This window comes from Limosilactobacillus secundus, from assembly GCF_020784695.1.
GTDB classification, from domain to species: Bacteria; Bacillota; Bacilli; order Lactobacillales; family Lactobacillaceae; genus Limosilactobacillus; species Limosilactobacillus reuteri_F.
The window spans coordinates 190,174-212,227 of sequence record NZ_JAJGUA010000022.1; the positions used below are offsets into that span (position 1 = coordinate 190,174).

At 38.2% G+C, this 22,054-nt stretch carries 24 protein-coding genes; 13 read left to right on the forward strand and 11 right to left on the reverse strand.

Translation table 11 applies throughout. The annotated features are described in order from the left end of the window. Window positions 1-171 precede the first annotated feature (171 nt). Both LMB57_RS01440 and LMB57_RS01445 read left to right on the forward strand, forming a co-directional pair. A complete protein-coding gene (locus LMB57_RS01440) occupies window positions 172-1,050 on the forward strand; it encodes a DegV family protein (protein ID WP_229272048.1) in 879 nt (292 codons plus the stop codon). Next, window positions 1,047-1,691 (forward strand): hypothetical protein, encoded by a 645-nt coding sequence (locus LMB57_RS01445; RefSeq protein WP_229272047.1) that lies wholly within the window; start codon window positions 1,047-1,049, stop codon window positions 1,689-1,691. The genes LMB57_RS01440 and LMB57_RS01445 overlap by 4 nt, the downstream gene beginning before the upstream one ends. Window positions 1,692-1,754: 63 nt before the next feature. Here the strand turns inward: LMB57_RS01445 and LMB57_RS01450 are convergent, their stop codons facing one another. Next, window positions 1,755-2,411: an HD domain-containing protein gene (locus tag LMB57_RS01450; protein ID WP_418887468.1), complete on the reverse strand. Its 657-nt coding sequence runs from the start codon at window positions 2,409-2,411 to the stop codon at window positions 1,755-1,757. Between the two features lie 98 nt (window positions 2,412-2,509). Here LMB57_RS01450 and LMB57_RS01455 point away from each other — a divergent pair, with 98 nt between their 5' ends. Then, complete coding sequence (locus LMB57_RS01455) at window positions 2,510-3,358, forward strand: glycosyltransferase family 8 protein (RefSeq protein WP_229272045.1); 849 nt, start codon at window positions 2,510-2,512, stop codon at window positions 3,356-3,358. Here the strand turns inward: LMB57_RS01455 and LMB57_RS01460 are convergent. After that, a complete protein-coding gene (locus LMB57_RS01460; protein WP_229272044.1) occupies window positions 3,332-4,177 on the reverse strand; it encodes an alpha/beta hydrolase in 846 nt (281 codons plus the stop codon). The two genes, LMB57_RS01455 and LMB57_RS01460, sit on opposite strands and share 27 nt — an antisense overlap. 159 nt (window positions 4,178-4,336) lie before the next feature. On the opposite strand from LMB57_RS01460, the gene LMB57_RS01465 reads away from it, so the two are divergent. Then, window positions 4,337-4,861 carry a GNAT family N-acetyltransferase gene (locus LMB57_RS01465; protein ID WP_065867824.1) on the forward strand — a complete coding sequence of 175 codons (525 nt, stop codon included), beginning with the start codon at window positions 4,337-4,339 and terminating at the stop codon, window positions 4,859-4,861. Between the two features lie 54 nt (window positions 4,862-4,915). On the opposite strand, the gene LMB57_RS01470 is transcribed toward LMB57_RS01465, so the two are convergent. From LMB57_RS01470 to LMB57_RS01485, 4 genes are all read right to left on the reverse strand, one after another. After that, window positions 4,916-6,259 (reverse strand): PFL family protein, encoded by a 1,344-nt coding sequence (locus LMB57_RS01470; RefSeq protein WP_229272003.1) that lies wholly within the window; start codon window positions 6,257-6,259, stop codon window positions 4,916-4,918. Window positions 6,260-6,283: 24 nt separating this feature from the next. Next, window positions 6,284-6,550 carry an ACT domain-containing protein gene (locus LMB57_RS01475; RefSeq protein WP_229272002.1) on the reverse strand — a complete coding sequence of 89 codons (267 nt, stop codon included), beginning with the start codon at window positions 6,548-6,550 and terminating at the stop codon, window positions 6,284-6,286. 138 nt (window positions 6,551-6,688) lie between these two features. Further along, window positions 6,689-7,579, reverse strand: a complete 891-nt coding sequence (locus tag LMB57_RS01480) for an aldo/keto reductase (protein ID WP_229272001.1) — start codon at window positions 7,577-7,579, stop codon at window positions 6,689-6,691. Between the two features lie 45 nt (window positions 7,580-7,624). After that, window positions 7,625-8,509, reverse strand: a complete 885-nt coding sequence (locus LMB57_RS01485; RefSeq protein ID WP_229272000.1) for a LysR family transcriptional regulator — start codon at window positions 8,507-8,509, stop codon at window positions 7,625-7,627. 42 nt (window positions 8,510-8,551) lie between these two features. Between LMB57_RS01485 and LMB57_RS01490 the strand changes: the two genes are divergently transcribed. The 3 genes from LMB57_RS01490 (at window position 8,552) to LMB57_RS01500 (ending at window position 10,069) form a co-directional block, all read left to right on the forward strand. Next, window positions 8,552-9,028, forward strand: a complete 477-nt coding sequence (locus tag LMB57_RS01490) for a flavodoxin family protein (RefSeq protein WP_229271999.1) — start codon at window positions 8,552-8,554, stop codon at window positions 9,026-9,028. A gap of 97 nt (window positions 9,029-9,125) precedes the next feature. Then, window positions 9,126-9,542 carry a cupin domain-containing protein gene (locus tag LMB57_RS01495; RefSeq protein WP_229271998.1) on the forward strand — a complete coding sequence of 139 codons (417 nt, stop codon included), beginning with the start codon at window positions 9,126-9,128 and terminating at the stop codon, window positions 9,540-9,542. Between the two features lie 71 nt (window positions 9,543-9,613). Continuing rightward, on the forward strand, window positions 9,614-10,069 hold the full coding sequence (locus tag LMB57_RS01500; RefSeq protein ID WP_042746096.1) for a DUF441 domain-containing protein: 456 nt from the start codon (window positions 9,614-9,616) through the stop codon (window positions 10,067-10,069). Between the two features lie 50 nt (window positions 10,070-10,119). Here the strand turns inward: LMB57_RS01500 and LMB57_RS01505 are convergent, their stop codons facing one another. After that, window positions 10,120-11,508, reverse strand: a complete 1,389-nt coding sequence (locus LMB57_RS01505; protein WP_229271997.1) for a DHA2 family efflux MFS transporter permease subunit — start codon at window positions 11,506-11,508, stop codon at window positions 10,120-10,122. 154 nt (window positions 11,509-11,662) lie between these two features. On the opposite strand from LMB57_RS01505, the gene LMB57_RS01510 reads away from it, so the two are divergent. Next, window positions 11,663-12,091, forward strand: coding sequence for a CopY/TcrY family copper transport repressor (locus LMB57_RS01510; RefSeq protein WP_086141925.1), 429 nt, complete (start codon window positions 11,663-11,665; stop codon window positions 12,089-12,091). A 59-nt stretch (window positions 12,092-12,150) separates the two neighbouring features. On the opposite strand, the gene LMB57_RS01515 is transcribed toward LMB57_RS01510, so the two are convergent. Next, a complete protein-coding gene (locus LMB57_RS01515) occupies window positions 12,151-13,512 on the reverse strand; it encodes a hemolysin family protein (RefSeq protein ID WP_229271996.1) in 1,362 nt (453 codons plus the stop codon). A 139-nt stretch (window positions 13,513-13,651) separates the two neighbouring features. Between LMB57_RS01515 and LMB57_RS01520 the strand changes: the two genes are divergently transcribed. Next, window positions 13,652-15,388, forward strand: coding sequence for an ABC1 kinase family protein (locus tag LMB57_RS01520; RefSeq protein ID WP_229271995.1), 1,737 nt, complete (start codon window positions 13,652-13,654; stop codon window positions 15,386-15,388). 3 nt (window positions 15,389-15,391) lie between these two features. After that, window positions 15,392-16,207, forward strand: a complete 816-nt coding sequence (locus tag LMB57_RS01525; protein ID WP_229271994.1) for a YdcF family protein — start codon at window positions 15,392-15,394, stop codon at window positions 16,205-16,207. Window positions 16,208-16,258: 51 nt separating this feature from the next. On the opposite strand, the gene LMB57_RS01530 is transcribed toward LMB57_RS01525, so the two are convergent. Continuing rightward, the gene (locus LMB57_RS01530) at window positions 16,259-16,651 is read right to left on the reverse strand and encodes a VOC family protein (RefSeq protein WP_229271993.1); all 393 of its coding nucleotides are present in this window, start codon (window positions 16,649-16,651) and stop codon (window positions 16,259-16,261) included. Window positions 16,652-16,764: 113 nt separating this feature from the next. Here LMB57_RS01530 and LMB57_RS01535 point away from each other — a divergent pair, with 113 nt between their 5' ends. Genes LMB57_RS01535 through LMB57_RS01545 form a run of 3 tightly spaced genes read left to right on the forward strand, consistent with a single transcriptional unit; the run spans window position 16,765 to window position 20,002 of the window. Continuing rightward, window positions 16,765-17,142 (forward strand): fluoride efflux transporter FluC, encoded by a 378-nt coding sequence (locus tag LMB57_RS01535; protein WP_229271992.1) that lies wholly within the window; start codon window positions 16,765-16,767, stop codon window positions 17,140-17,142. Then, window positions 17,135-17,473 (forward strand): fluoride efflux transporter FluC, encoded by a 339-nt coding sequence (locus tag LMB57_RS01540; RefSeq protein WP_229271991.1) that lies wholly within the window; start codon window positions 17,135-17,137, stop codon window positions 17,471-17,473. The genes LMB57_RS01535 and LMB57_RS01540 overlap by 8 nt, the downstream gene beginning before the upstream one ends. Before the next feature lie 15 nt (window positions 17,474-17,488). Then, entirely contained in the window at window positions 17,489-20,002 is a 2,514-nt protein-coding gene (locus LMB57_RS01545; protein ID WP_229278036.1) for an excinuclease ABC subunit UvrA, read from the forward strand. A gap of 63 nt (window positions 20,003-20,065) precedes the next feature. On the opposite strand, the gene LMB57_RS01550 is transcribed toward LMB57_RS01545, so the two are convergent. Further along, window positions 20,066-20,758, reverse strand: a complete 693-nt coding sequence (locus tag LMB57_RS01550) for a TVP38/TMEM64 family protein (RefSeq protein WP_229271989.1) — start codon at window positions 20,756-20,758, stop codon at window positions 20,066-20,068. Further along, window positions 20,755-22,011, reverse strand: a complete 1,257-nt coding sequence (locus tag LMB57_RS01555) for a DUF2075 domain-containing protein (RefSeq protein ID WP_229271988.1) — start codon at window positions 22,009-22,011, stop codon at window positions 20,755-20,757. Before LMB57_RS01555 ends, LMB57_RS01550 begins: the two co-directional genes overlap by 4 nt. Window positions 22,012-22,054: the final 43 nt, after the last annotated feature.

Sequence of the window (22,054 nt, forward strand, 5' to 3'; positions counted from 1 at the left end):
TTAATTATACAGTTTTACATCATTAATGGAAAGTAATGATACTTTAGTGGACATATTTTTGGTTGGTTTAGGGCCGTCAATGTGGTATGCTTTTTGTATTATGTGGGTGAAATCCGCGTAAAAACGCAATTATTTTTAATTTATATAAATTTAGAACATGGAGTTGATAAGATGAAAATTGCTGTTGTTACTGACAGCACTGCCTACCTTTCTCCTGAAGAGGCGGCGGCTAATAATATTCATGTTGTCCCAATCCCAGTGACATTGGATGGTCAAACATACCGTGAAGGTGTCGATATTTCCACCAGTGATTTTTATGAAAAGATGGCAAATTCAAGCTCTTTTCCAACGACTTCTCAAACGCCAATCGGTCAATTGATGGAAGTTTACCAAGGATTAGCCGATGATGGGTATGATGCTGTGATTAGCATTCATTTAACACGGGCTATTACAGGATATTTGGATACTGTTGAGCAACTTGCTGAACAGATGAAAGATACAATTAAGATTGTGCCAATTGATTCCCATCTAACAGTTAAAATGATGGGATACTTAGCCTTAGAAGCAGCTAAATTAGCCAGTGAAGGCGATGATTTAGATGACATTGTTAAAAAGGTAAAAGAATATCGTGATACCTTTAATAATGTATTTGTGGTTGATGACTTGCAAAACCTTGTTCGCGGTGGTCGTTTATCAAACGCCTCTGCATTTGTAGGTTCAATTTTAAAAATCAAACCCCTCTTGACTATGCATACTCCAACGCATGCCATTGAAGCGTTTGAAAAAGTGCGGTCAATGAAAAAGGCAAAACTTCGCTGTGAGCAAATCTTTGATGAGGATATTGCCAAACTTGACTATCCAGTTAGAGCAATGGTTATTCATGCCAATGTTCCAGAAGAAGGCCAAAAGTGGCTTGATAAACTTCAAGCAGATCATCCTGATATTTCTTTTGAATTGAGTTACTTTGGTCCGGTAATTGGTTCCCACTTAGGACAAGGGGCTCTGGCCTTAGCATGGATGCAAGACACAGCAAAGAAGCCTTTAGCATGAAAAAACAAATCTTAATTAAAACCCTTTTAGCAATTGCTGCTGGTATTTTGATGATATTAATATCATTTACTGGCTTTCAAACTATTTTACCGACCGGTGAGGCGTTTATGCCTTTAGCTGGCGTGATTGCAGTGGGAATAGCAGTTGCATTAGGAATTAATATTGCATTTATCGTGACGCTGGTTAGTGCCATAATCATGATTGTCTTAGGAACTGCCGACTGGGTAATATTAGTCGATTTTATTGTTATTTTGATTGTGGTTGGCTTGATTTTACGCAAACAGGTTCCGTTATCTATTGATCTCAATCATTCACAATTATTATGGCTTGCTATTTTTACCGGTCTAGTTCAATTATTCTTTATCTCAATCTTTTATGGGCTAATTGGATTAGTCCTAACGGGGACGCCAACAGGTGGATTAACATTTGTTCAACTAATTATTCCTAACGCATTACTGACAGGATTATTGTATGGTTTCCTAGTAGCGCCGATCTCATTGATTTGTCGGTGGATAGCGCGAAAAGCATTGCATATTGATAATAATCATCATAATGATTCAGGTAACTCTGCAGGCGATAAGCAGGGCGGTTCGATTATTGTCGATTTAAGAAGTGCTAAAAATAAAAAAGATGATAAGTAAGCAAAATGCCATGGAAAAAACATTCGTGTTTCTTCCATGGCATTTACTATTTCTATAAACAATTTACATCTTTGCGTCCCATTCGGCATGAAACTCGTCAAGAAAGTCGAGCATTACTTGTTGACGGTGATTGGCAATTTTTTTGGCAGTTTCAGTGTTCATCATGTCTTTTAGATGTAAGAGCTTTTCATCAAAGTGATTAATGATAGTTTCATTTGCTAAATTACGATACTCTTCCCGGGACATGTTATGACGAGGCTTAATAGCTGGATCGTATATTTTCTCATGATGGGCGCCTCCATAATAGATTGCCCGAGTAATGCCAATTGCGCCGATTGCATCTAACCAGTCGGCATCGCGTACTATTTGTCCAATGATGGAGAGTTTGACTTCCTCTTTGTCTAATGTATGAGCAAAAGAAATATTGTTGATGACATCCATAATTATTTCGACCTGTTCATCACTAAAGTCAATTTGCTTTAAGTAATCAACTAATTCTTGTTTAGCTGCCTCAACGTTGTCAACTAATTTCTCATCAATTGTATCGTGAAGGTAGGCCGCCACAATTGGCAGAAATGGGTCAACTTTTTCGCCCAGAGATAACCGTTTACTCATTTTTACTACGCGGTTAATATGGTCCATCCCATGCCCAGTCTTGTCCTGACCTAATTTTTGAATGGTGTACTCTTTAATGGCAGTTAATTGTTCCGCTTGTTTCATCATAAAACCTCTATTCTTGATTGGTTCTTTAATTATTAAATACTGAATCGCAATCCACGTCAACGTTTTGTAAAATAAGATGTGAGGGGTGGAATGAAATGAATTTATTATTTTCAATTAACGACAAATTTGTTACGCAATTAGCAACCGTTTTATTATCAATTAAGTTAAATACCCAAGCACAAGAATTTAACGTATATGTCTTACAAAAGGACAAATTGAAACGAACCGAAGACTTGGAAAGAGTTTGTAAGCAATTAGGAATGAATTATTTTCCGATCAAAGTTAATGATCAATTATTTAGCAAAGCACCAGTTACAGACCGCTACCCGACAACAATTTATTATCGTTTACTAGCACACCGTCTTTTACCTCAAGATTTGCATAAAATTTTATACTTGGATGCTGATGTTTTGTGTATTAATGATCTTTCAAGTCTGTATGAGACTTCATTAGACGGCTACCTATATGCTTCTGCCATCCATACAAACCTTACAAATACGACAGAGGTTATTAATAAGATTCGTCTACAAAACTTTGATACTGACGGGTATTATAATTCTGGCGTTCTCTTGATGAACCTTGATATTATCCGTAAAAAAGTAAAGGATACGGACATTTTTAACTACATCCGTACCCATACGCTCTTACTACCTGATCAAGATGTCTTAAATGCCTTGTATGGACGCTATATTAAATCTGTTCCTGATCAGTTATATAATTTTGATACTCGTAAAGGCGGTATTTACGAAACGATTTCCTTTGGCGAATGGACAACCGATTGGGTAATGCGTAATACTGTGATTCTTCATTACTGCGGCCGAGACAAGCCCTGGCTACCAACTAAAAATAGTGGACGCTACACTGCTTTATATAAAAACTACTTTCAAATGACTAACAAGCTTATTAGCACAGCGTTATCACTTTCCCCAGAGGAAGCTGATTAAGATTTTATTGACTTGGGGGTTATGATGAAGTAATTCGTGTTTAGCATTTGGACCAGTAATCTTAACTTCGCGGTATGAACGTGCGCGATTATTAATGAGGTACTTAAGCGAAAGACAGGAAGCGTTTGAAACTTGGCTATCATTGCCATCTTTTAAGTCACCGTAAATATTCAATAATTTAATTTGCCGTGGGTAACGATGACGTAATGGAAGTAACTTTTGATAGGAATCATTCATTGCGGAAGGTTTTCCCGTCTTTTTATTCACTGTTAGATTAGCAGGTTCATTCCAGCCAATTGCACCATCGAATGTTCCAGCCATCGCAACCTGTTTTTGAATTTGTGGAAGGTTATGGTTTCCGGCATTAGCAAGGAGAAAATACATAACTGCCATGTTTCCCATGGAGTGTGCTTCAATATTTACCTTTTTAAAATGATATTTAGCTTGTAGTTCTTCAAGAACGTTCTTAACCCATTGTCCTTGTAATTCATAATTTGTACTATGGTTGTCATTGAAATTGACCATTACGAGCGGATTGACAGCGTTATGAGGGATATCTCCTTTAAGAGTAACGGTTCCATCACCAGCAACATCTGCGGTGATAACTGTTTTTGACACGCCTGCTTTCACAAATCCGTTTACCATATATTCTTCTGCATGGGCACCGCTTCCGTAGCCATGGAAAAAGAGAGTGGGGGTAGTAGAATGAATATATTTATTGGAAAGGTCTGCGTGAATTGGCTTTGCTGCTAGTCCATAAATAAATGTTAGAAAAAGTGCAGTAAATATTGTTAAAGTAAATTTAATAAATTTGGTCATATAAAAACCTTCTTTTTCTTTTTAGTGCTATCATAGCATATTGAAGGGGTAACTTTTAATAGTTAACAGTTGTATTTAAAACGTAAAGTATGTTACAGTATTAGGGTTGTTTAACGAATAACACATCTAATTAATGTAATGAGAAGGGAAGGTAATACGATGCAAATCAAACAAGCCAAAATGGATGATTTAAATCAAATTATGGAAATTCTGCGAGATGGTCGGAACCAATTAGCCGAACAAGGGATCGATCAATGGCAAGGAGATTACCCGAACGAAGAACATATCAAAGAAGATATTGAAAAAGGATTTGCATACCTTGTACAATCACAAGATGATGAAACTGTTGGTGCATTATCAATTGTTGAAGCACCAGATCACTCATATGATGAACTTGACGGTGATTGGTTAATTGACACTGATCGTTATGTTGTTATTCACCGGGTGGCAATTCACTCCAATCATGCTGGAAAAGGATATGCCTCAGCATTATTCACTAGTGTAATTGATTACATTAAGAATAATCGGAAGGATATTAAGACTATTCGGATCGATACTCATGAAGACAACAAGATCATGCAACATTTGATCGACAAAAATGGCTTTACTAAAGTTGGTGAACTTCACGGGGTTTACCGTCCAGAAGAAAATTCATATGTTTACGCCTTATTAACAGGTAATTAAACACTAAAATAGCGGGAGACTAGGGATTCCTAATCTCTCGCTATTCTTTTAAAATTAATTTTTGAAACTATGAATTGGAGCGGGAATAAGTCCACCACGGTTAATCATCGCGGTACTTGCGGCTTTGTTGACTGCCATTACCGGGGCATATCCTAATAAACCGCCGAATTCAACCGTATCACCAACTTTTTTACCGGGTGCGGGAATCACGCGGACAGCAGTGGTTTTATTATTAATCATTCCAATTGCTGCTTCATCAGCAATCATTGCGCTAATGGTTTCTTTTGGTGTATCACCAGGGATAGCGATCATATCAAGACCAACGGAACAAACCGCAGTCATTGCTTCTAATTTAGAGATATTTAGTGTTCCTGCGTTAACTGCCTTAATCATGCCGGCATCTTCAGAGACGGGGATGAACGCACCAGATAAGCCCCCAACATGACTACAGGCCATAATGCCACCTTTTTTGACCGCATCATTTAGCATTGCCAGGGCAGCCGTTGTACCATGAGTTCCAACTTGGGCGACCCCAATTTCTTCTAAGACTTCCGCAACTGAATCACCAGCGGCAGCAGTTGGGGCAAGGGAAAGGTCAACAATTCCAAATTGGACGCCCAGTCTTTCCGCCGCAACAGTTCCTACTAATTGACCCATCCGCGTCACCTTAAAGGCAGTTTTCTTGATTGTTTCAGCGACGACATCCATTGATTCACCTTTAACTTTTTCTAAGGCAGTCTTGATAACACCAGGTCCTGAAACACCAACATTTATCACTGCGTCTGGTTCACCAACACCGTGAAATCCGCCTGCCATAAAGGGATTGTCCTCAACAGCATTACAAAAGATAACAAGTTTAGCATTTGTCATCGTATCAAGCTTTGAGCCAGCAACAACTACTTCGCCCATTTGCGCCACTGCATCCATATTAATTCCACTGCGAGTAGAACCAACATTTACTGAAGCACAAACAAAGTCAGTCTCTGCAAGTGCTTCAGGGAGGGAAGCAATTAATGTACGATCACCAGTTTGATATCCCTTTTGAACAAGCGCGCTATAACCACCGATAAAATCAATTCCTAATGCTTTAGCAGCCTTGTCTAATATTTTGGCATATTTAACATAGTCATGGTCTTGAGAGGCCGCGGCAATAAGGGAAATAGGAGTAACGGTTACTCGCTTGTTAGCAATCGGAATGCCATATTCGGCTTCAATTTGTTGGCCGATCTTAACTAAATTCTTGGCTTTGGTTGTAATTTTGTCGTAAATTTTTTGGCAAGCAATATCGCTATCACTATCGATACAATCAAGTAAAGAAATTCCCATCGTGATTGTCCGCACATCAAGGTTTTCATTGGAAATCATGTGGCTAGTTTCATAAATTTGTTGTGAATTCATTAAAGGATGATCCTCCCGTCCTTATTAAAGGTTGTGCATTGCATCGTAAATTTTGGCATTTCTAAGGTTAATTTCAACGCCAATTTTTTTACCGAGTTCTGTAAATTCATTAGTTAATTGATAACTATCAAGATTTTCAGGAATCATCACAGACATCATCATTACGAAATTGCCATCCATTATTGTTTGTGAAACATCAAGAATATTAATTTGCTTTTGGGCAAGAAGGGCACTTACCTTAGCGATAATTCCAACTTGGTCTTCACCTAGAACAGATACAACAGCTTTCATTAAAGAATCCTCTCTTTCTTTTAATGATTTTAATTGTAGTATAATAATATGAACATTTCTAGAAAATTTTGGTTAATAAAAAGGGCACTCCTCGTTTAGCGGTGCCCTTTATGTAAAAAAATATGAAATTAGTTGGAGCTAAAATGCGCCCGGCTTACCAATATAGTCATTTACACCGTCAGGATTGCCTGACCACTTAAACTTATCATACCAAATGGAATGCTTTTCTTGATCTAACTTGTCGATTTGCTTCATCTCGTCTGGCGACAGGGTAAAGTCAAAAATTTCTGCATTTTCCTTCATACGTTGAGGATGAATAGTTTTAGTAAGGGCAACAAAGTCTTGCTGAATTTCCCAGCGAAGAATAATTTGGGCCGGACTCTTTTGGTGCTCGTCTGCGATTTGCTTAATAACATCATTGGAAAGAAGACGACCATTGCCTAGTGGCGACCAGGCTTCAAGCTGAATATCATTTTCTCGACAAAACTTTACAATCTTAGGTTGGTGAATGAGGGGATTGAATTCAATTTGATTAATTGCTGGTTTAATTTTGGCGTGATCGAGCAAATCAGTCATTCGTTCAACATTAAAATTGCAGACGCCGATCGCTTTTGCTTGACCGTCCTTGTAAATATCTTCTAACGCACGCCAGCTTTCATTGTATTTATCATTTACTGGCCAATGAAGAAGGAGAAGGTCGACATAGCTTGTTTGCAACTTTTTTAATTGCGCATTTACTGCTTGCCGAAGTTTATCATAATCTCCTTGATCACCATTGAAAATTTTAGTAGTGAGAAAAATACTATCGCGCTTACGACCACTTGCTGCAAGACCTTCCTGAAGACCTTGTCCGACAGCTGCTTCATTCCCATATTGTTTTGCTGTATCAATCAAGACGTAATCATTAATAATGGCTTCTTTAACCATTTGCTGTGTTTCCGCAAGTGAGGCTTTCCAGACCCCTAAGCCAAGTTGGGGGATAAGGTAACCGTTGTTTAGTTTTATCTTTGGTTGTAGATTTTGGTTCATATTAATCTAATACTCCTTTCTAAATCAGTTATAGCATTAAAAGCTCTAGGATTCTTGAATTTGCTCATTAACAAACTGAAGAAACTTTTCAATAGCGGGAGAAAGGACCGTATTTTTACGCCAGGCAAGGACATCCCCCGTTGACTTATTTGGCGTAAGTGGAACAAAAGCTAGGTCTGGATCATGGAAGTTATCGTATACCCCTTTAATTGTCAGACCATAGTAATTACTATTTCTTAAAAGAGAAACGGTATTTCCCGGTAAACTGGTTGTGGCACGGATATTTAAACGCGTTTGATCTAATTTTAAAATGTCACTAACTTCATCGCGAACAATACTACGGTGAGGAAGAATTAGGGGGATTTTGTAAAGATCTTCTTTGGTAATAGTAGAATACTTGGCAAGTGGGGCCGATTTTTTCATTATTACTCCCCATTCTTCACGGATCGGCAATTCGAGAAAGTTATATTTAGCAGCTTCAACGGGTTCAAGGAGGCATACAAGGTCATTGAGCCCTTCATCTAGTTGTCGCCGAAGGACATCGCCATCCCCATCAGATAAATTAAAGATTACGTTTGGGTAGAGCTTTTGAAATTCAAAAATTAGTTTCGTTATATAAGGAGAGACACTCGAAACCGCTGAGCCAAGATTGATTTCTCCCGTTAATGCCTCTTCTTGTTGGTGGAGGTCGTTTTCAGTTTGATCCAAGAGTTGCAGCATGGTCGTTGCTCGCTGTTGAAATAGGATTCCAGCTTTTGTGAGTTGAAGACGCCGATTTCCTCGGTTAAACAACTTTATGTCTAATTCGGTTTCTAGGTCCATGATTTGCCGGGAAAGGGTAGGTTGCGTAATATGTAATTGTTCTGCAGCTTTAGTGATATTATTAGTTTGTGCAACAGTTAAAAAGTATTTTAATACACGTGTATCCATATAGTATCCCTCGTTTTTATTTATATTAAGGAGTTATTGATGATGGCAAAGCAAGCATTGATTTTATATTATTCGCAATTTGGAAATACTGCTAGACTCGCTAGTAAGATTCATGAAGCGACTGGTGCCGATATTGTAAGAATTAAGGTTCCCGATGATACTTTCCCACTGGATATGGAAGAAACCGGAAAAATTTATCAGCAACAGCTTAAAACGCATGACTTCCCTAAACTAGTGACTATCTTACCTGACTTATCGTATTATGACTTGATCTTAGTTGGTGGACCAGTCTGGAATGGGAAAGTTGCCTCACCGATTATTGCTTTGCTTCAACAGCTTCAAGAATTCACTGGTAAGATTGCGCCATTTAGTACAGGTTGGAGTGGCACTGGTGATTATCAAGAGGACTTTATCAACAATGCTGGTAAGCTAAATGTCACGTCTGGCTACCATATTCTTACTCATGATAGTCCAGCTTTCAATGAAAAGTCATTATTTTCATGGCTGCGAAAATTATAATTCATTTTTTGAATAACTCACCATTTATAATAAGCTTTTTACATTCTTAATACTACAGTTTATTATTAAACCAACAATTAATTGGAGGTTAGTAATAATGGCTAAGAATGAACACGAAGTAAAAAATGACCTGTTTGGTTTTGGTGATAAGAACGTTGCATTTGCAAAATACTTTATCGGTACAAGTTATCTTAATGGATTAGTATCTCCTGACGATAACATTGATGTAAATGTTTCAAACGTTAATTTTGAGCCCGGTTGTCGTAATAACTGGCATATTCACCATGATGGTTTTCAAATCTTATTAGTAACTGCTGGTGAGGGTTGGTATCAAGAAGAAGGCAAGCCGGCGCAATTGTTAAAACCCGGTGATGTTGTAGCAATTCATGGGGGTGTAAAGCATTGGCATGGAGCTACTAAAGATAGTTGGTTCTCTCATATTGCTATTACGAAGGGAACTAGCGAATGGTGCGAAGAAGTAGATGACGTTACTTACAATCGCCTTTCCGATTAGTTAATTAGTCAGCTTTCTTTGTCCTCGTTCTCAACTTTGTTATACTAGTTAAAGTTTGAGGAGGAGATTAAATGGAAAGCTGGCTTTTTTTAGCGTTAGTATTATTAATTGCAATCTTTGGCCATAACTCATCATTGATTATTGCCACGGTAGTAGTGATGGCCCTGAAACTAATTCCTTATACCGCCAAATGGTTGCCCTTGATACAACATAAGGGAATTAATTGGGGTGTGACAGTGATTTCAGTTGCGATCTTAATTCCAATTGCGACTGGTCAAATTGGCTTTAATGATTTATGGGCTGCTTTTAAAACCCCTGCTGGTTGGATTGCAGTCGGCATGGGCATTGCAGTTGCTATCTTATCAAAGTATGGCGTTAACCAGTTGGCAGCTGTTCCTCAAGTCACCGTTGCCTTGGTACTTGGAACGATTATTGGAGTAGTTGCATTTAAAGGGATTGCAGCTGGCCCAGTTATTGCTAGTGGGATGACGTATTGTATTGTAACGTTATTGAATTTGCATTTTTAACATAGTAAAAAACCAAGCGAGACCAAAATGGATCTCACTTGGTTTTTGTTTTATGCATTTTCTAATTGCTCTTGCGAAGAAATTTTATGGTATAGCTTAGTACTGAGGTAGAGCGAAGTCGATAGTAAGCATAAGCACAGAAGAAAGCCAGCTTGAATACCGAGGTGTGAGGACGGATTGTGCACTAAGTGATTAACAATACCAACAATTGAAACGATGAGGGCAGTTCCAAAGGCCGCCGCGATTTGCCGTAATGTGTTAAAAGTAGCGACTGCATCAGGAACGATCTCATTAGGTAGCAGCGATAATGCTTGTGTTTGTAAAGGAATTAACATTGTCACTAGTCCAAATTGTCGAATCGTTTGAAAAAGGGTGATCATGAGAACAGAACTACGCGCACCGATTGCAGCTTGACCAATTGTTCCAACGATATCAATTATGAGACCAGTGCCAACAAGAATCTTAATTGGATAAATATCGTAAAAACGGCCGCTCGTTGTTGAGAGGAGACCCGTTAAGATTGCCCCCGGCAGGACAGCAATAGCTGAAACAACCGTACTTTTTCCCAAGACAATTTGTACGAGCAGGGGAATCAAAATTGCATTGCCATACATTGTTGATGTAATTAGCATATTAATGACAGTAGCAAAAACAAATTGTTTGTGGGAGAAGATCCCAAAGTTAATTAGCTGACGATTACTATGACGTTGGTTAAGGAAGAAAAGCAAGAGAAAGACTAAGCCGATAAGGACATCCCCTGCGACATTAAATGAAAGCAAGTGATTGTTCGAAACATTTGATAAGCCCATCAATAGTGACCATAATCCGCCTGTAATTAAAATAAGAGCTGATGTATTAAATTGGGGATGCTCATTATGAGGAATTTTAGGAAGTAAAAAGAATGAGACGAGTAATGTGACGACTGCAAAAGGAATAATTAACAAGAAAAGGTATCGCCAAGAGAAAAAGTGTAATAGAAAGCCGGAAATGGCAGGGCCTAAGATAGGGGCACAATTAAAGGCAAGGCCAATAATGCCCATAATTTGGCCTTTTTTCCCCGGCTTTGCATAGCGAATTGCCAAGACGTTTACTAGCGGCATCATCATTCCCGCACCCAGAGCTTGAATCATCCGAGCAATTACAATTAGATTGAAGCTCCACGCGATCGCGCCGATAATGGTTCCTAAAAGAAAAATTCCAGAGAAAATAATAAAGAGATTTTTGAATGGGAATCTTTTTATGAGGAATGAACTAACGGGAATCATTAGGGCATTGACAAGCATATACCCGTTTGTCACCCATTGGACCTGCGCCTCACTGATATGAAAGACGTTCATAAAGGTTGGTAGGGCAATGTTCATTAAGGTTGAACAGAGAAGACCGAAAAATGTGCCAAAAACCATGATTACTAATGCATGGCTAATTCGTTGATTTTCCATTTGTAGATATAGCGCTCCTTAAAATTAGTCAAACAGTATTGAGTTTACTAGTTAGATTATTAATGTCAATACGCATTAGGAATTTGCAAGTAAGTAAATTAATGATAAAATATAGTTATAAATGATTTACATATGTAAACGCAGGAGGAATTAGATGAATATTAATTTAGAAATAACTCCCGCTGAATGGCAAATTATGCGGGTGGTTTGGAGTCTACGGCAAACGACCAGTAGTCAAATTATTGAAATTTTACAGAAAAAAGTTGACTGGAAACCAGCAACGATTAAGACTTTACTTCGCCGCCTGGTTGATAAAAAAGCCTTATCTGCCACTCGTCAAGGACGTGGATTTATCTATGAGCCCTTAGTTCCGGAACAACAAACAATGGACCAAGCGGCGGACAACTTATTTAATAATATTTGTGAACGACATGTTGGAAGCACGCTTGAACATGTGATCAATAATGTAACCCTTAGTAAGGATGATATTGCTAAGTTACAAGAATTATTGGCAAGCAAAGCAACTGATTCACCGGATCATGTCAAATGTAACTGTATTCCTGATATGCAGATGAATTGCTAATGAAAAGGCTCTCCGCGACTAGGAAATCTTTCCTAAATTGCGGAGAGCCTTTTTAATATCTATTTTTCTTTATTTTGATCCTCATCAGCTGATGGTTTCTTCTTTTTAGGCTTAATATAAACTACCTTGAATTTATTAACATAAGCATTCTTTAAATCCAGAGGTGTAAATGAGAAATTATCGACTCTAATTGGCTGTCCAACTTTTAAGTCATACTGCCGTTCAAGGAAGAACCCAGTTAAGGTTGTTACTTCAGAGTTATCAAATTGTTCGATGTTTGTATCAAAGTAACGTTCAAAATCATCTAATGGCATCTTACCAGATACTTCGAAGGTAGGATTACCCTTGCTATCAGGCTCCTTCTTTTCAATCATGTCAGAGGTTGCGTGATCAATTTCTTCGCCAACTGTTCCGAATAATTCTTCATAAATGTCCTTATCGGTAATGATTCCTGAAGTACCACCGTATTCATCTTGGACAACAACAATTGGCACTTGTTTTTTCATCATCTCAGCAAGGACATTGGTAAGTTGTTCATTTTCGTAAACGATTGGAATTCGCCGCATGATCGTTCGAACAGATTGTTGTGGGTTAATTTGGTTTTGCCGCATAATATCGTATGCAAAAATGTAACCAAGAATGTGGTCTTTATCATTATTAGCGACAACTGGGAAGCGCGTGAATTTCTTTTCAAAATAAAGTTTGGCTGCATCTTTAATTGAAGCCGTAATATCGATAACCGCTAACTGTGTCCGATCAATCATAATATCCTCAGCAACTTTATCATTCATTTCAAAGGCCCGCTGCATAAAGATAACGTCTTCCTTATCCATTTCACCAGCTTTTTCCGATTGTTGAGATAAGGTCATAATTTCATTTTGTGAATATGTGTCTTCTTCTGGCTGAACATTGTAGCCTAACATTTTTGTAATTGCCGCAGCGACTACCGCAAATAACCAAACGAATGGATAAAAAACAGTATGGAAGAATTGTACCGGGTGAACAATTGATAATAGAATTGGTACCGGTCGATCAATCGCCATGTTTTTCGGAACCAAATCAGTAAATACCGCGTGGAAGAACGTAAAAATTAAAACACCGATAACAGGTGCAATCGCTTGAAGAACATCGTGCGGAATGATATTAATCTTTAGCAACAGCTCTGTGATAAATTCATCACCTAACCAACCTAAAACTAAAGAAGTCATCGTAACGCCGACTTGAGCTGTTGATAGGTACTCATTAAGATTTGCTACCATGTGTTCTGCGCGTTTGACTTTTCGTGTTTGCCGGAGCTCCTTTAACTCACTAGGCCGCACTTTAACAACTGAATATTCCAGTAGTGTAAACAAGGCAGCTAACAGCAAAATCAAAATAATGATAATTAATTTAAACCAATATGAATTCCATAAACCATTCATCGTTTAAAAATTTCACCTAAACTTTCTTAAAAAATTTATCGACTACTATTGTATCAGTAAAATGTAGTGAAAGGGGAGTTTAATTATTTTTTTATAAGTGGAAATGCTAAAATAAAGGAAAATAAGTAGGAGAAGACATATGACGACAAATGAAGATGAAATCAAGAAGTCAGCACGCTTGCGTAAGATTATGCAAGTGATGCGAAAATACCATTTTGTTAGTAATTTTTACCATCAAACTAATCCACAAGCAATTTGTCAGGCGTTACAAGAACTGGGACCGACTTTTATTAAACTTGGCCAAATATTATCAACCCGTCCAGACCTTGTCTCACCAGCATATATTAAAGAACTTCGCCACTTGCAAGATCAAGTTAAAGCGGATAGTTTTGCAACTGTGGAGCAAACTTTTGAAGAAGAAACCGGGAAGAAAATTAATGAGGAATTTGCTAGCTTTGCGGAAAAGCCTTTTGCTTCGGCATCGATTGGACAGGTTCACCATGCGACGCTTAAGGATGGAACACCAGTTGTTGTCAAAGTCCAACATCCAGAAGTTGGTAAGCTTGTTAATACTGATTTAGCCCTCCTAAGGAAAGCGGTGGTCTTATTTAAGTATGTTCCGCAAGACATTGCAGTAGTTGATTTAGATAAAGTGATTGATGAACTCAGTACTTCATTATTAAGTGAGGTCAATACTCTTGAAGAAGCAAAAAATGGAGAAGAATTTTACACATTAAATAACGGCGATGGGCCAATCTTAGTCCCTAAGGTATATATGAAATATTGTGCACCCAAGATTCTTGTTAATGAGGCGATGGAAGGAAAAAGCATTCGGTATCGTTTTAAGCAGCCAAATGATAATGATCAAGAGGCAACGACCGTTAATCATGAAATTGCTACTACGCTCGTTAATAACTTTTTAAAACAAGTTTTTGTTGACCATTATTTTCATGCAGACCCGCATCCAGGAAATATATTAATTCACGAATTACGTCCGGATGAGTCAGCAAGGCAATACGCAACGACCAAACACCATGAAAAGACCATTTATAATACAACCATTAGTTATGATCAGCAGGAGGCATTACCAAATTACCGGATCATCTACCTTGATTTTGGAATGATGGGAAGGTTAAGTCCAGCTATGGCAAATAGTATTGCGAATATTGTGATTACTATCAACACAAAGGATACGCAAAAAATTGGGAAAGCAGTTTTAAATGTTTGTAATCGGACCGGAGAAGTTGACGAAAATGCATTTTATAAAGAACTTGGTGCCTTTATTCAACCATATTTTTCAACTGGCCTTGGTAATATTGATTTCGTGAAAATGCTGTACCAAATTGTTCAATTATGTAAGAAAAACCACCTTCAAATGCGGGGAGAGGTAACAATGCTAATTAAGGCATTTGGAACCCTTGAAAGCTCGGTTGCTAAACTTGATCCTGAAATATCAATGCTTGAGGTTGCCCAATCGTTTGGGCGGCGTTATTTAAAACGAAACTTTAATTGGCGTTCTGCTATTGATAATAACCTAGTCAATTTTTTCCTTGCAAGTAAAGCAATGGGGAAGATGCCAGAAAGAATTAATGAATTGATCGATACATTTGTGAGCGGGGACGCCAAGGTTGATCTACAGTATAAAAATGAGCAACGAGTGCTAAAGCAAATAGAACGGTTAATGAACCGTTTTATGATTGCAATTATTTTGGCAGCAGTAATTTTAGGATCATCATTATTAGTCCAGGGGACACCAGCGGATTCGCATATCTATCGTTTAGGAGTATCTGGCTATATTATTGCAATCATAATTATTATTCTTTTAGTTGTTACAGAAATTGTCCATAGATGGCGAAATTGGCGAAGGAAACGATGATTAATGATATATTTAAACTTAGTTAATGAATTAATTTGTGCGTTATGCTGGGGGATCACGATTAGGCTTATTTTGATCCGCCATTTAAATAGTGAAACTAAGGTGGCTAAATTCAATACGTTTGCGTTTACTTTGATGCTGCTCAACCTGGTAGTAGTATTGCCTATTTTTGCTTTTTTGCTTAAAAATTTACCGATTCAATCAGTGAGTTGGCTAAGTGCATTAGCAGTAACAACTATTGACGTTTTAAGTACGCTTAACTTAATTTTATTTTGTGTTTTCAGTTCTTGTACCCGCCTGCAAAAATGTCCTACTACAGTTCAGGACTTTCTGGTTTTGGGGGCCGCTGTTAAACATGGCCAAGTTCCACCGGTTTTAGCTACTCGCCTTGATAAGGCCATCAGCTGTTGGGAAAATCATCAATCTGCAAAAATTATTGTTTCAGGGGGAATAGTACAGAAAGCAAAAGTATCTGAAGCAGAAGTCATGGCTGCTTACTTAATTGCTCACGGAATCCCAGCAAGAAAAATAATTCGTGAAACTCAAGCACTTAATACATGGCAAAATTTGACCTTCGCTAGTCAACTTATTAAGCCGCAAGAGATGGTTGTAGTAGTAACTAGTGATTTTCATGTTCTTCGTGCGAGAGCTTATGCAAGGAAGTTGGGATTAAACTGGTCATTTGTTAGTAGCAAGACGCCTTGGCGATACTGTCCCTTAACTTTTATTCGGGACTATCTCGGGATTATTCGGGACCATTGGTGGGTATTTTGCGTGAGCACGCTCCTTTTACTTTTAGTTGAATTTATTTTGAAATAAAATATGAGCGAGACAGAAGTGGAAAACAACCTTCTCTCGCTCATATTTACTTTATTTATTCTTATATACTGCAATTTCAATCAGATTATTATCTGGATCATAAACGTAAAGCGAGGTCATTTCGCCTTCTGCACCCTGTTTTACAATTGGTCCAGCAATTATATCAATATAATAGCTATTAAGATGGTGAACAATATCGTCAATACTATCGCCGGCAACTAAACATAGGTCAGCAGAGCCAATGGTTGGATGCGCCGCCTTTAGAGTAGTTGGTCGGTCAATTTTTTGTAAACGGATTAGCTGATGTCCACACCGCATTGTAATTAAGTCATTATTACTTTGTTCTTTAATTACCGGCATATCAAATACTTCGTGATAAAAGCGCATTGATTGCTCTAAATCAGTTACAGTTAAAACAACGTGATCAATTCGTCGCATTTTCATTATCTAAATCTCCCTTAAATTTTTAAATCAATATTATTATACAAGTTTCTAAATTGAAATAGCAAAAGTTGTATATTGTATAATAAAATGATTGCAGATCTAAGGAGATTTTTATGAATATAAAAACAATAATGAGTGTAGCGATTGGCGGCTTCCTCGGTGGAATCACTCGTTATGAGCTTAGTGCCCTATTAGGCGGCGATGGAATTTTATATGCCAACCTCATTGGTTCATTTTTGCTAGCATTTATAACTTATTATTTTATTGAGCGGGGCCTATTAGCAGCATGGCTAAATGCCGGGATAGGAACTGGTTTTATTGGCGCTTTTACGACATTTTCAAGTTTAGCCACAACTATTGTTAAGCTTAAAAGCCAAGGTGTGATTGTGAGTATCTGTTATTTTCTTGTGAGCTCTCTTGGCGGCTTGACTTTGGCACTGCTCGGCTTTATGCTGGCACGAAAATACGGAGGTCCACGGCAGAATGATTAATGTAGGTCTTGGAGCAGCAATTGGGGCCGTGATCCGTTATATCATTACAAGCTGGTGGAAAAAGTTAAGAATTGATTGGCCCCTAGCAACGCTATTTATTAATATCACCGGTAGTTTTTTATTAGGCATTCTTACCAAAAATTTTGCTAGTAATTCCTCGATCATGCTATTATTTGGGATTGGCTTATTAGGAGGTTATACTACTTTTTCGACTTTTAATGTTGAGTTAATTTCAATGATTGATGAAAAGCGATGGGGAATGTTCGCTGTTTATTTTGGCTTAAGTTATTTTGGTGGAGTTATTGCCGCCATCTGTGGAATGATGATATGAAAGGAGTAAAAAATAGTGACAGAAACCAGACTACCAACGCAAATTGAAGTAAAAGGTGGAAGGGTCCACAATCTTAAGAACATTGATATCAATATCCCGCTACATAAATTTGTCGCGATTTCGGGATTATCTGGTTCCGGGAAAAGCTCATTAGCAATGGGAATTTTATATGAAGAGGGATCTCGCCGGTACTTAGAAGCGCTTTCTACTTACACAAGACGGCGGATAAAGTTAGGTGCTCAAGCTGATGTTACAAGTGTTAAACATATTCCTTCAACACTAGCATTGAAGCAACGTCCCGCAATTCCATCTGAACGAGCAACTGTTGGAACAATGAGTGAGATGTTGAATGTAATTAGGCTGATCTTTTCGCGACTTGGCGAACCGTTCTGTCCAAATGGGCATCGTTTAAAACCAAGTCTTGAAATTGCGGAGGTAATGAGTAAAAGTGGCGATGAAATGGGACAATTAACCTGTCCTACTTGTGGCACAAAGTTTTATACCTATGGAGCAGAAGACTTTGCATTCAATTCTGACGGAGCCTGCTTACGATGTCATGGAACAGGAAAAGTTCGTGAATTGAATGAAAGTAAACTTATCGGGGATGAAAATCTCAGTTTAGCTGATGGGGCAGTTGCTTCATGGCATTTACCTGGACGAAACTTTATGCCGAGTGTTGCTGAACAGGCGGGTGTTCGCATCCATGTTCCATATAAAGATTTAACCCCTAAAGAAAAAGATTTTGTTTTAAATGGTCCACAAAAGAAGTTTAAGATGGACTTCCGCTCAGGAACAGGCCGTGTTTTTCATGACTTTAATGCTTTATATGAGAACGCTCATGAAGCGGTATTAGCATCTGCGAAGAGTAGTAAAAGCGAACGAGCGCAAAAACGAATTAGTGAATTTTTCCATTATTCAACGTGCCCAGTCTGCCATGGGACACGGTTAAAACCAGAATTATTAAAACAATTAGCTGGTGGTTTAAATATTGCGCAAGTTAGTGATCTTACGCTTGGGGAATTAAGCAAGTGGAAGCAAGATGTATTAGCTTCTCTTCCTTCAGATATGAAAAAGATGGCGACTTCATTATTTAAAGAGTTTGATGATAATTTACGGCCATTATTGGAATTAGGCCTTGATTATTTAACTTTATCGCGAAACGGGAATACGTTATCGACAGGTGAATTACAACGTATTCAGCTTGCAAGAACTCTTCGAACCCAAACGACTGGTGTCTTATATATTCTGGATGAACCTTCTATCGGCTTACATCCTGATAATATTACAGGTCTCTTAAATGTATTTAAGAAATTAGTGGCCCAAGGTAATTCATTAGTAGTTGTTGATCACAATGTTGATATTATCAAAGAAGCAGATTGGATTATTGAAATCGGCCCGGGTTCTGGAGAAAAAGGTGGAGAAATTCTTACGGAGGGAACACCATCGCAAATCGCTGACAACCCTCAGTCCAAAATTGGTCCTTATTTAAATGGGACAGCAGTATTAAAAAGCCGTCCGTTAACAAACGAACCAGCTAGTCAAGAGATTATCTTTGAGGTAAAAGATTATTACAATCTTAAAGATGTCCATGGAGCGATTCCAGTTAATCGGCTGACTGCTATCACTGGTTTTTCGGGTGCTGGTAAAACAAGTCTGATTCTTGATAGTTTGGTTCCCGCTATCCATGCTCAAGCAAGGGAAGTAAAATTACCTTCACAAGTTCGAAACTTATCAAGTCCGTTAAATGCAGTAGTGAGTGTTGATGCAGCGCCAATTGGTAAAACTAACCGTTCAACAGTCGCAACTTATACCAGTATTATGGATGACCTGCGGAAGTTATTTGCTGCCCAACCCTTAGCTAAAGAGAAACACTATACGCCCGCTTACTTCTCTTATAATAATAAGCAGGGAGCATGTCCAACGTGTGGGGGCGCGGGTATTGTAACTCTTGATATCCAATTTTTGCCAGATATGCCACAGACTTGTCCAACATGTGGGGGAAGCCGATACAATGAAGAAATTCAAAAAGTTAAGTGGCACGGTTTTTCAATTGTCGATCTCTTAAAATTAGATGTTCGGGCAGCCATAAGTGTATTTAAGAAAGTTCCGAAAATTGCTCGTGAACTTCAATTATTGGATGAAGTGGGCTTAGGATACCTGCATTTGGGTGAAAGTACGCCTAGCCTTTCTGGGGGTGAGGCGCAACGCTTAAAACTTGTTAAACACCTGAAGCATAATCAAAGCGAAACTTTATTTGTATTTGATGAACCAACTATTGGCTTGCATCCTCTTGATGTTAAAACCCTTTTAGCAGTAATGCAGCAATTACTTGATCGGGGCGCTACAATCATTACTATTACTCATGACTTAAATTTGATTATTAACGCAGATTATATGCTTGATATGGGGCCGCGTGGTGGTAGTAATGGTGGGAAAGTTGTCGCTCAGGGGAGGCCGCTGGATCTTATTCAAAAACCGGAAAGTTTAACCAACAAATATTTGGCAGAATATTGGTCAAGATTTAATTAAAGATAAAGGCTCCAAGCGTCCGGGAAATCCGAATGTTTGGAGCCTTGTTTTTAATTAAGTTGCTTATTTTGTCATTGCTTTTTCTTCATGGTTTTGCCAAATTTTGCGAACGAGTAAGTAACAGCCAATTAGAATTAAAATCGCGATTGCAACACCGATCAGTCGTCTAATGTTACCCTTGAAAATAGCATCCCCCCCAAAGGCATAGAGAAAGGAGGTCGGTGCCATTCCCACGGTTACCATCGCCAAGTAATGTTTCCGACTCACATTTAAACGGGCACCAGCGTAGTTTACAAGTACACTGGGGATGACTGGAATCATAAAGCCGATGGTAAGTGCAATTAACGGGTGCTTTTGCTGCAAGAGGTAATGAAGGATCTTGTTTTTCTTTACTCGTTTGGAGAGGTTAACTTTTCGAATTATACTCATTACAGTAGAGTTTCCTAAAATATTGCCAACCCAGTTAATCAGAAAACCAATAACCGGTCCATAACATAACCCGGCAAAGATACAAACAACGGAATTAGACATTCCTGGAATCGCATTTAGGATACCGATCAATGCTACAAGAAGAAAGATATCTGTAAAACCATGACTTCTAATCATATGAAGAAGCTTGGCCTTATTATGAGCATTAAAGTCGAGCAGTAGATCAATCTCTGGTTTATATGTTCGATAAATGAAGTAGAGAACGATGACAGCGAGGATAATTGCGCCAACGATCAGCCACGTTTTATTTAATTTACGCTCTTTCATAATTGTTTTTCCTCCTTTGGTAGCGTAAACCCAGCTTTCTTAAAAAGGGAGGTAAGAGAATGTCGTAAAAGCGGATCATGAGCGTAAAGATAAGTTCCATATACACCACGCTTGAATAAAACGTTCAAAGAATTCATAATCATTCTTTTTTCTAAACTCTTAATTTCAGCTGGATCAGTTAGGTCGTCACGTTTTTTGAATGCTTCAACATCTGTATAACGATCTAAATTAACTTGAAGTTGGTTTGTTTGCGGCGTTTGGCTAATCGGCGGACCGATAATAATGCCGGTGTAATTTAAGTCAAACCCCTGGCAAGTGTAGATTGAGCCAACTTCATCAATGGTTTGAGGCAATTCTGCCCAGGGAGTAACTGTATAGTTATATTGATCCCACGGCATCTTAAATCTGCCTTCCTCAATGTAGTGTTTACCACCATCGAGCGTTGACGGATATCCAGACGTTGAAAGGATGCGGGAAAGTCCTACTTCTTTATTACGTTGGACAATTGCTTTCCTCATTTCCTCGGCATCACTGTAAATGCGAAAATCATAATGATCACGGGCGGATGCTGGCAAAGCGGTTAATTTATAGTTAGTAAATTCATTAAACCACTTAACTAAGTCATCGCTCGCATTCATGCGAAACATGTGGGTCAAATGATAATCTTTATGGGGATATTGATTCGTAATTGCCTGAAGTCGTTCAGGGGTCCAGAGACTTTTCATCCGTAAAACTTGGTATTGATCAAAGACAATTATGACAACTTTAGCGCGTTTAATAATCTCGACAAGCTGATTATCATGGTAAAAATTATTATAATGATCGGGTTTGGATAATAAAAGATGAGCTTCATCGATAACAGCAACATCAATGGTTTGGTTTTGATTATCCAATTGATTAATTAATGAGGTTGGCCGAGCGAAATCCTTTTTATATAACTCTTTTATTGGCCCGGCAATTTCTTTATAGACTTTCAAAATTTCTGGATGGTTAACAAGAAAATAATTATTAGTATGATAAAGAACTGAATTTTGTTGTGTCCGCGCTTCTTTTTGAATACGGACGAATAATTGTGATAAAATTACGCTTTTTCCAGTACCTGCATCCCCGTAGACTGTATATATTGCAGGATGATTTTGTGTTAGATGGTGTTTAGTAAATGAAATAATGTCATTGACGAGTTGTTCTTGCTCTGTCGTTAATTTTTTAAATGGTGAGATTTTATTAGTTGCGGCGTTGTCTATATTTTTCATAACTATTTCCTTTTTAACGAATTACTCTATTTAATGGTATCGA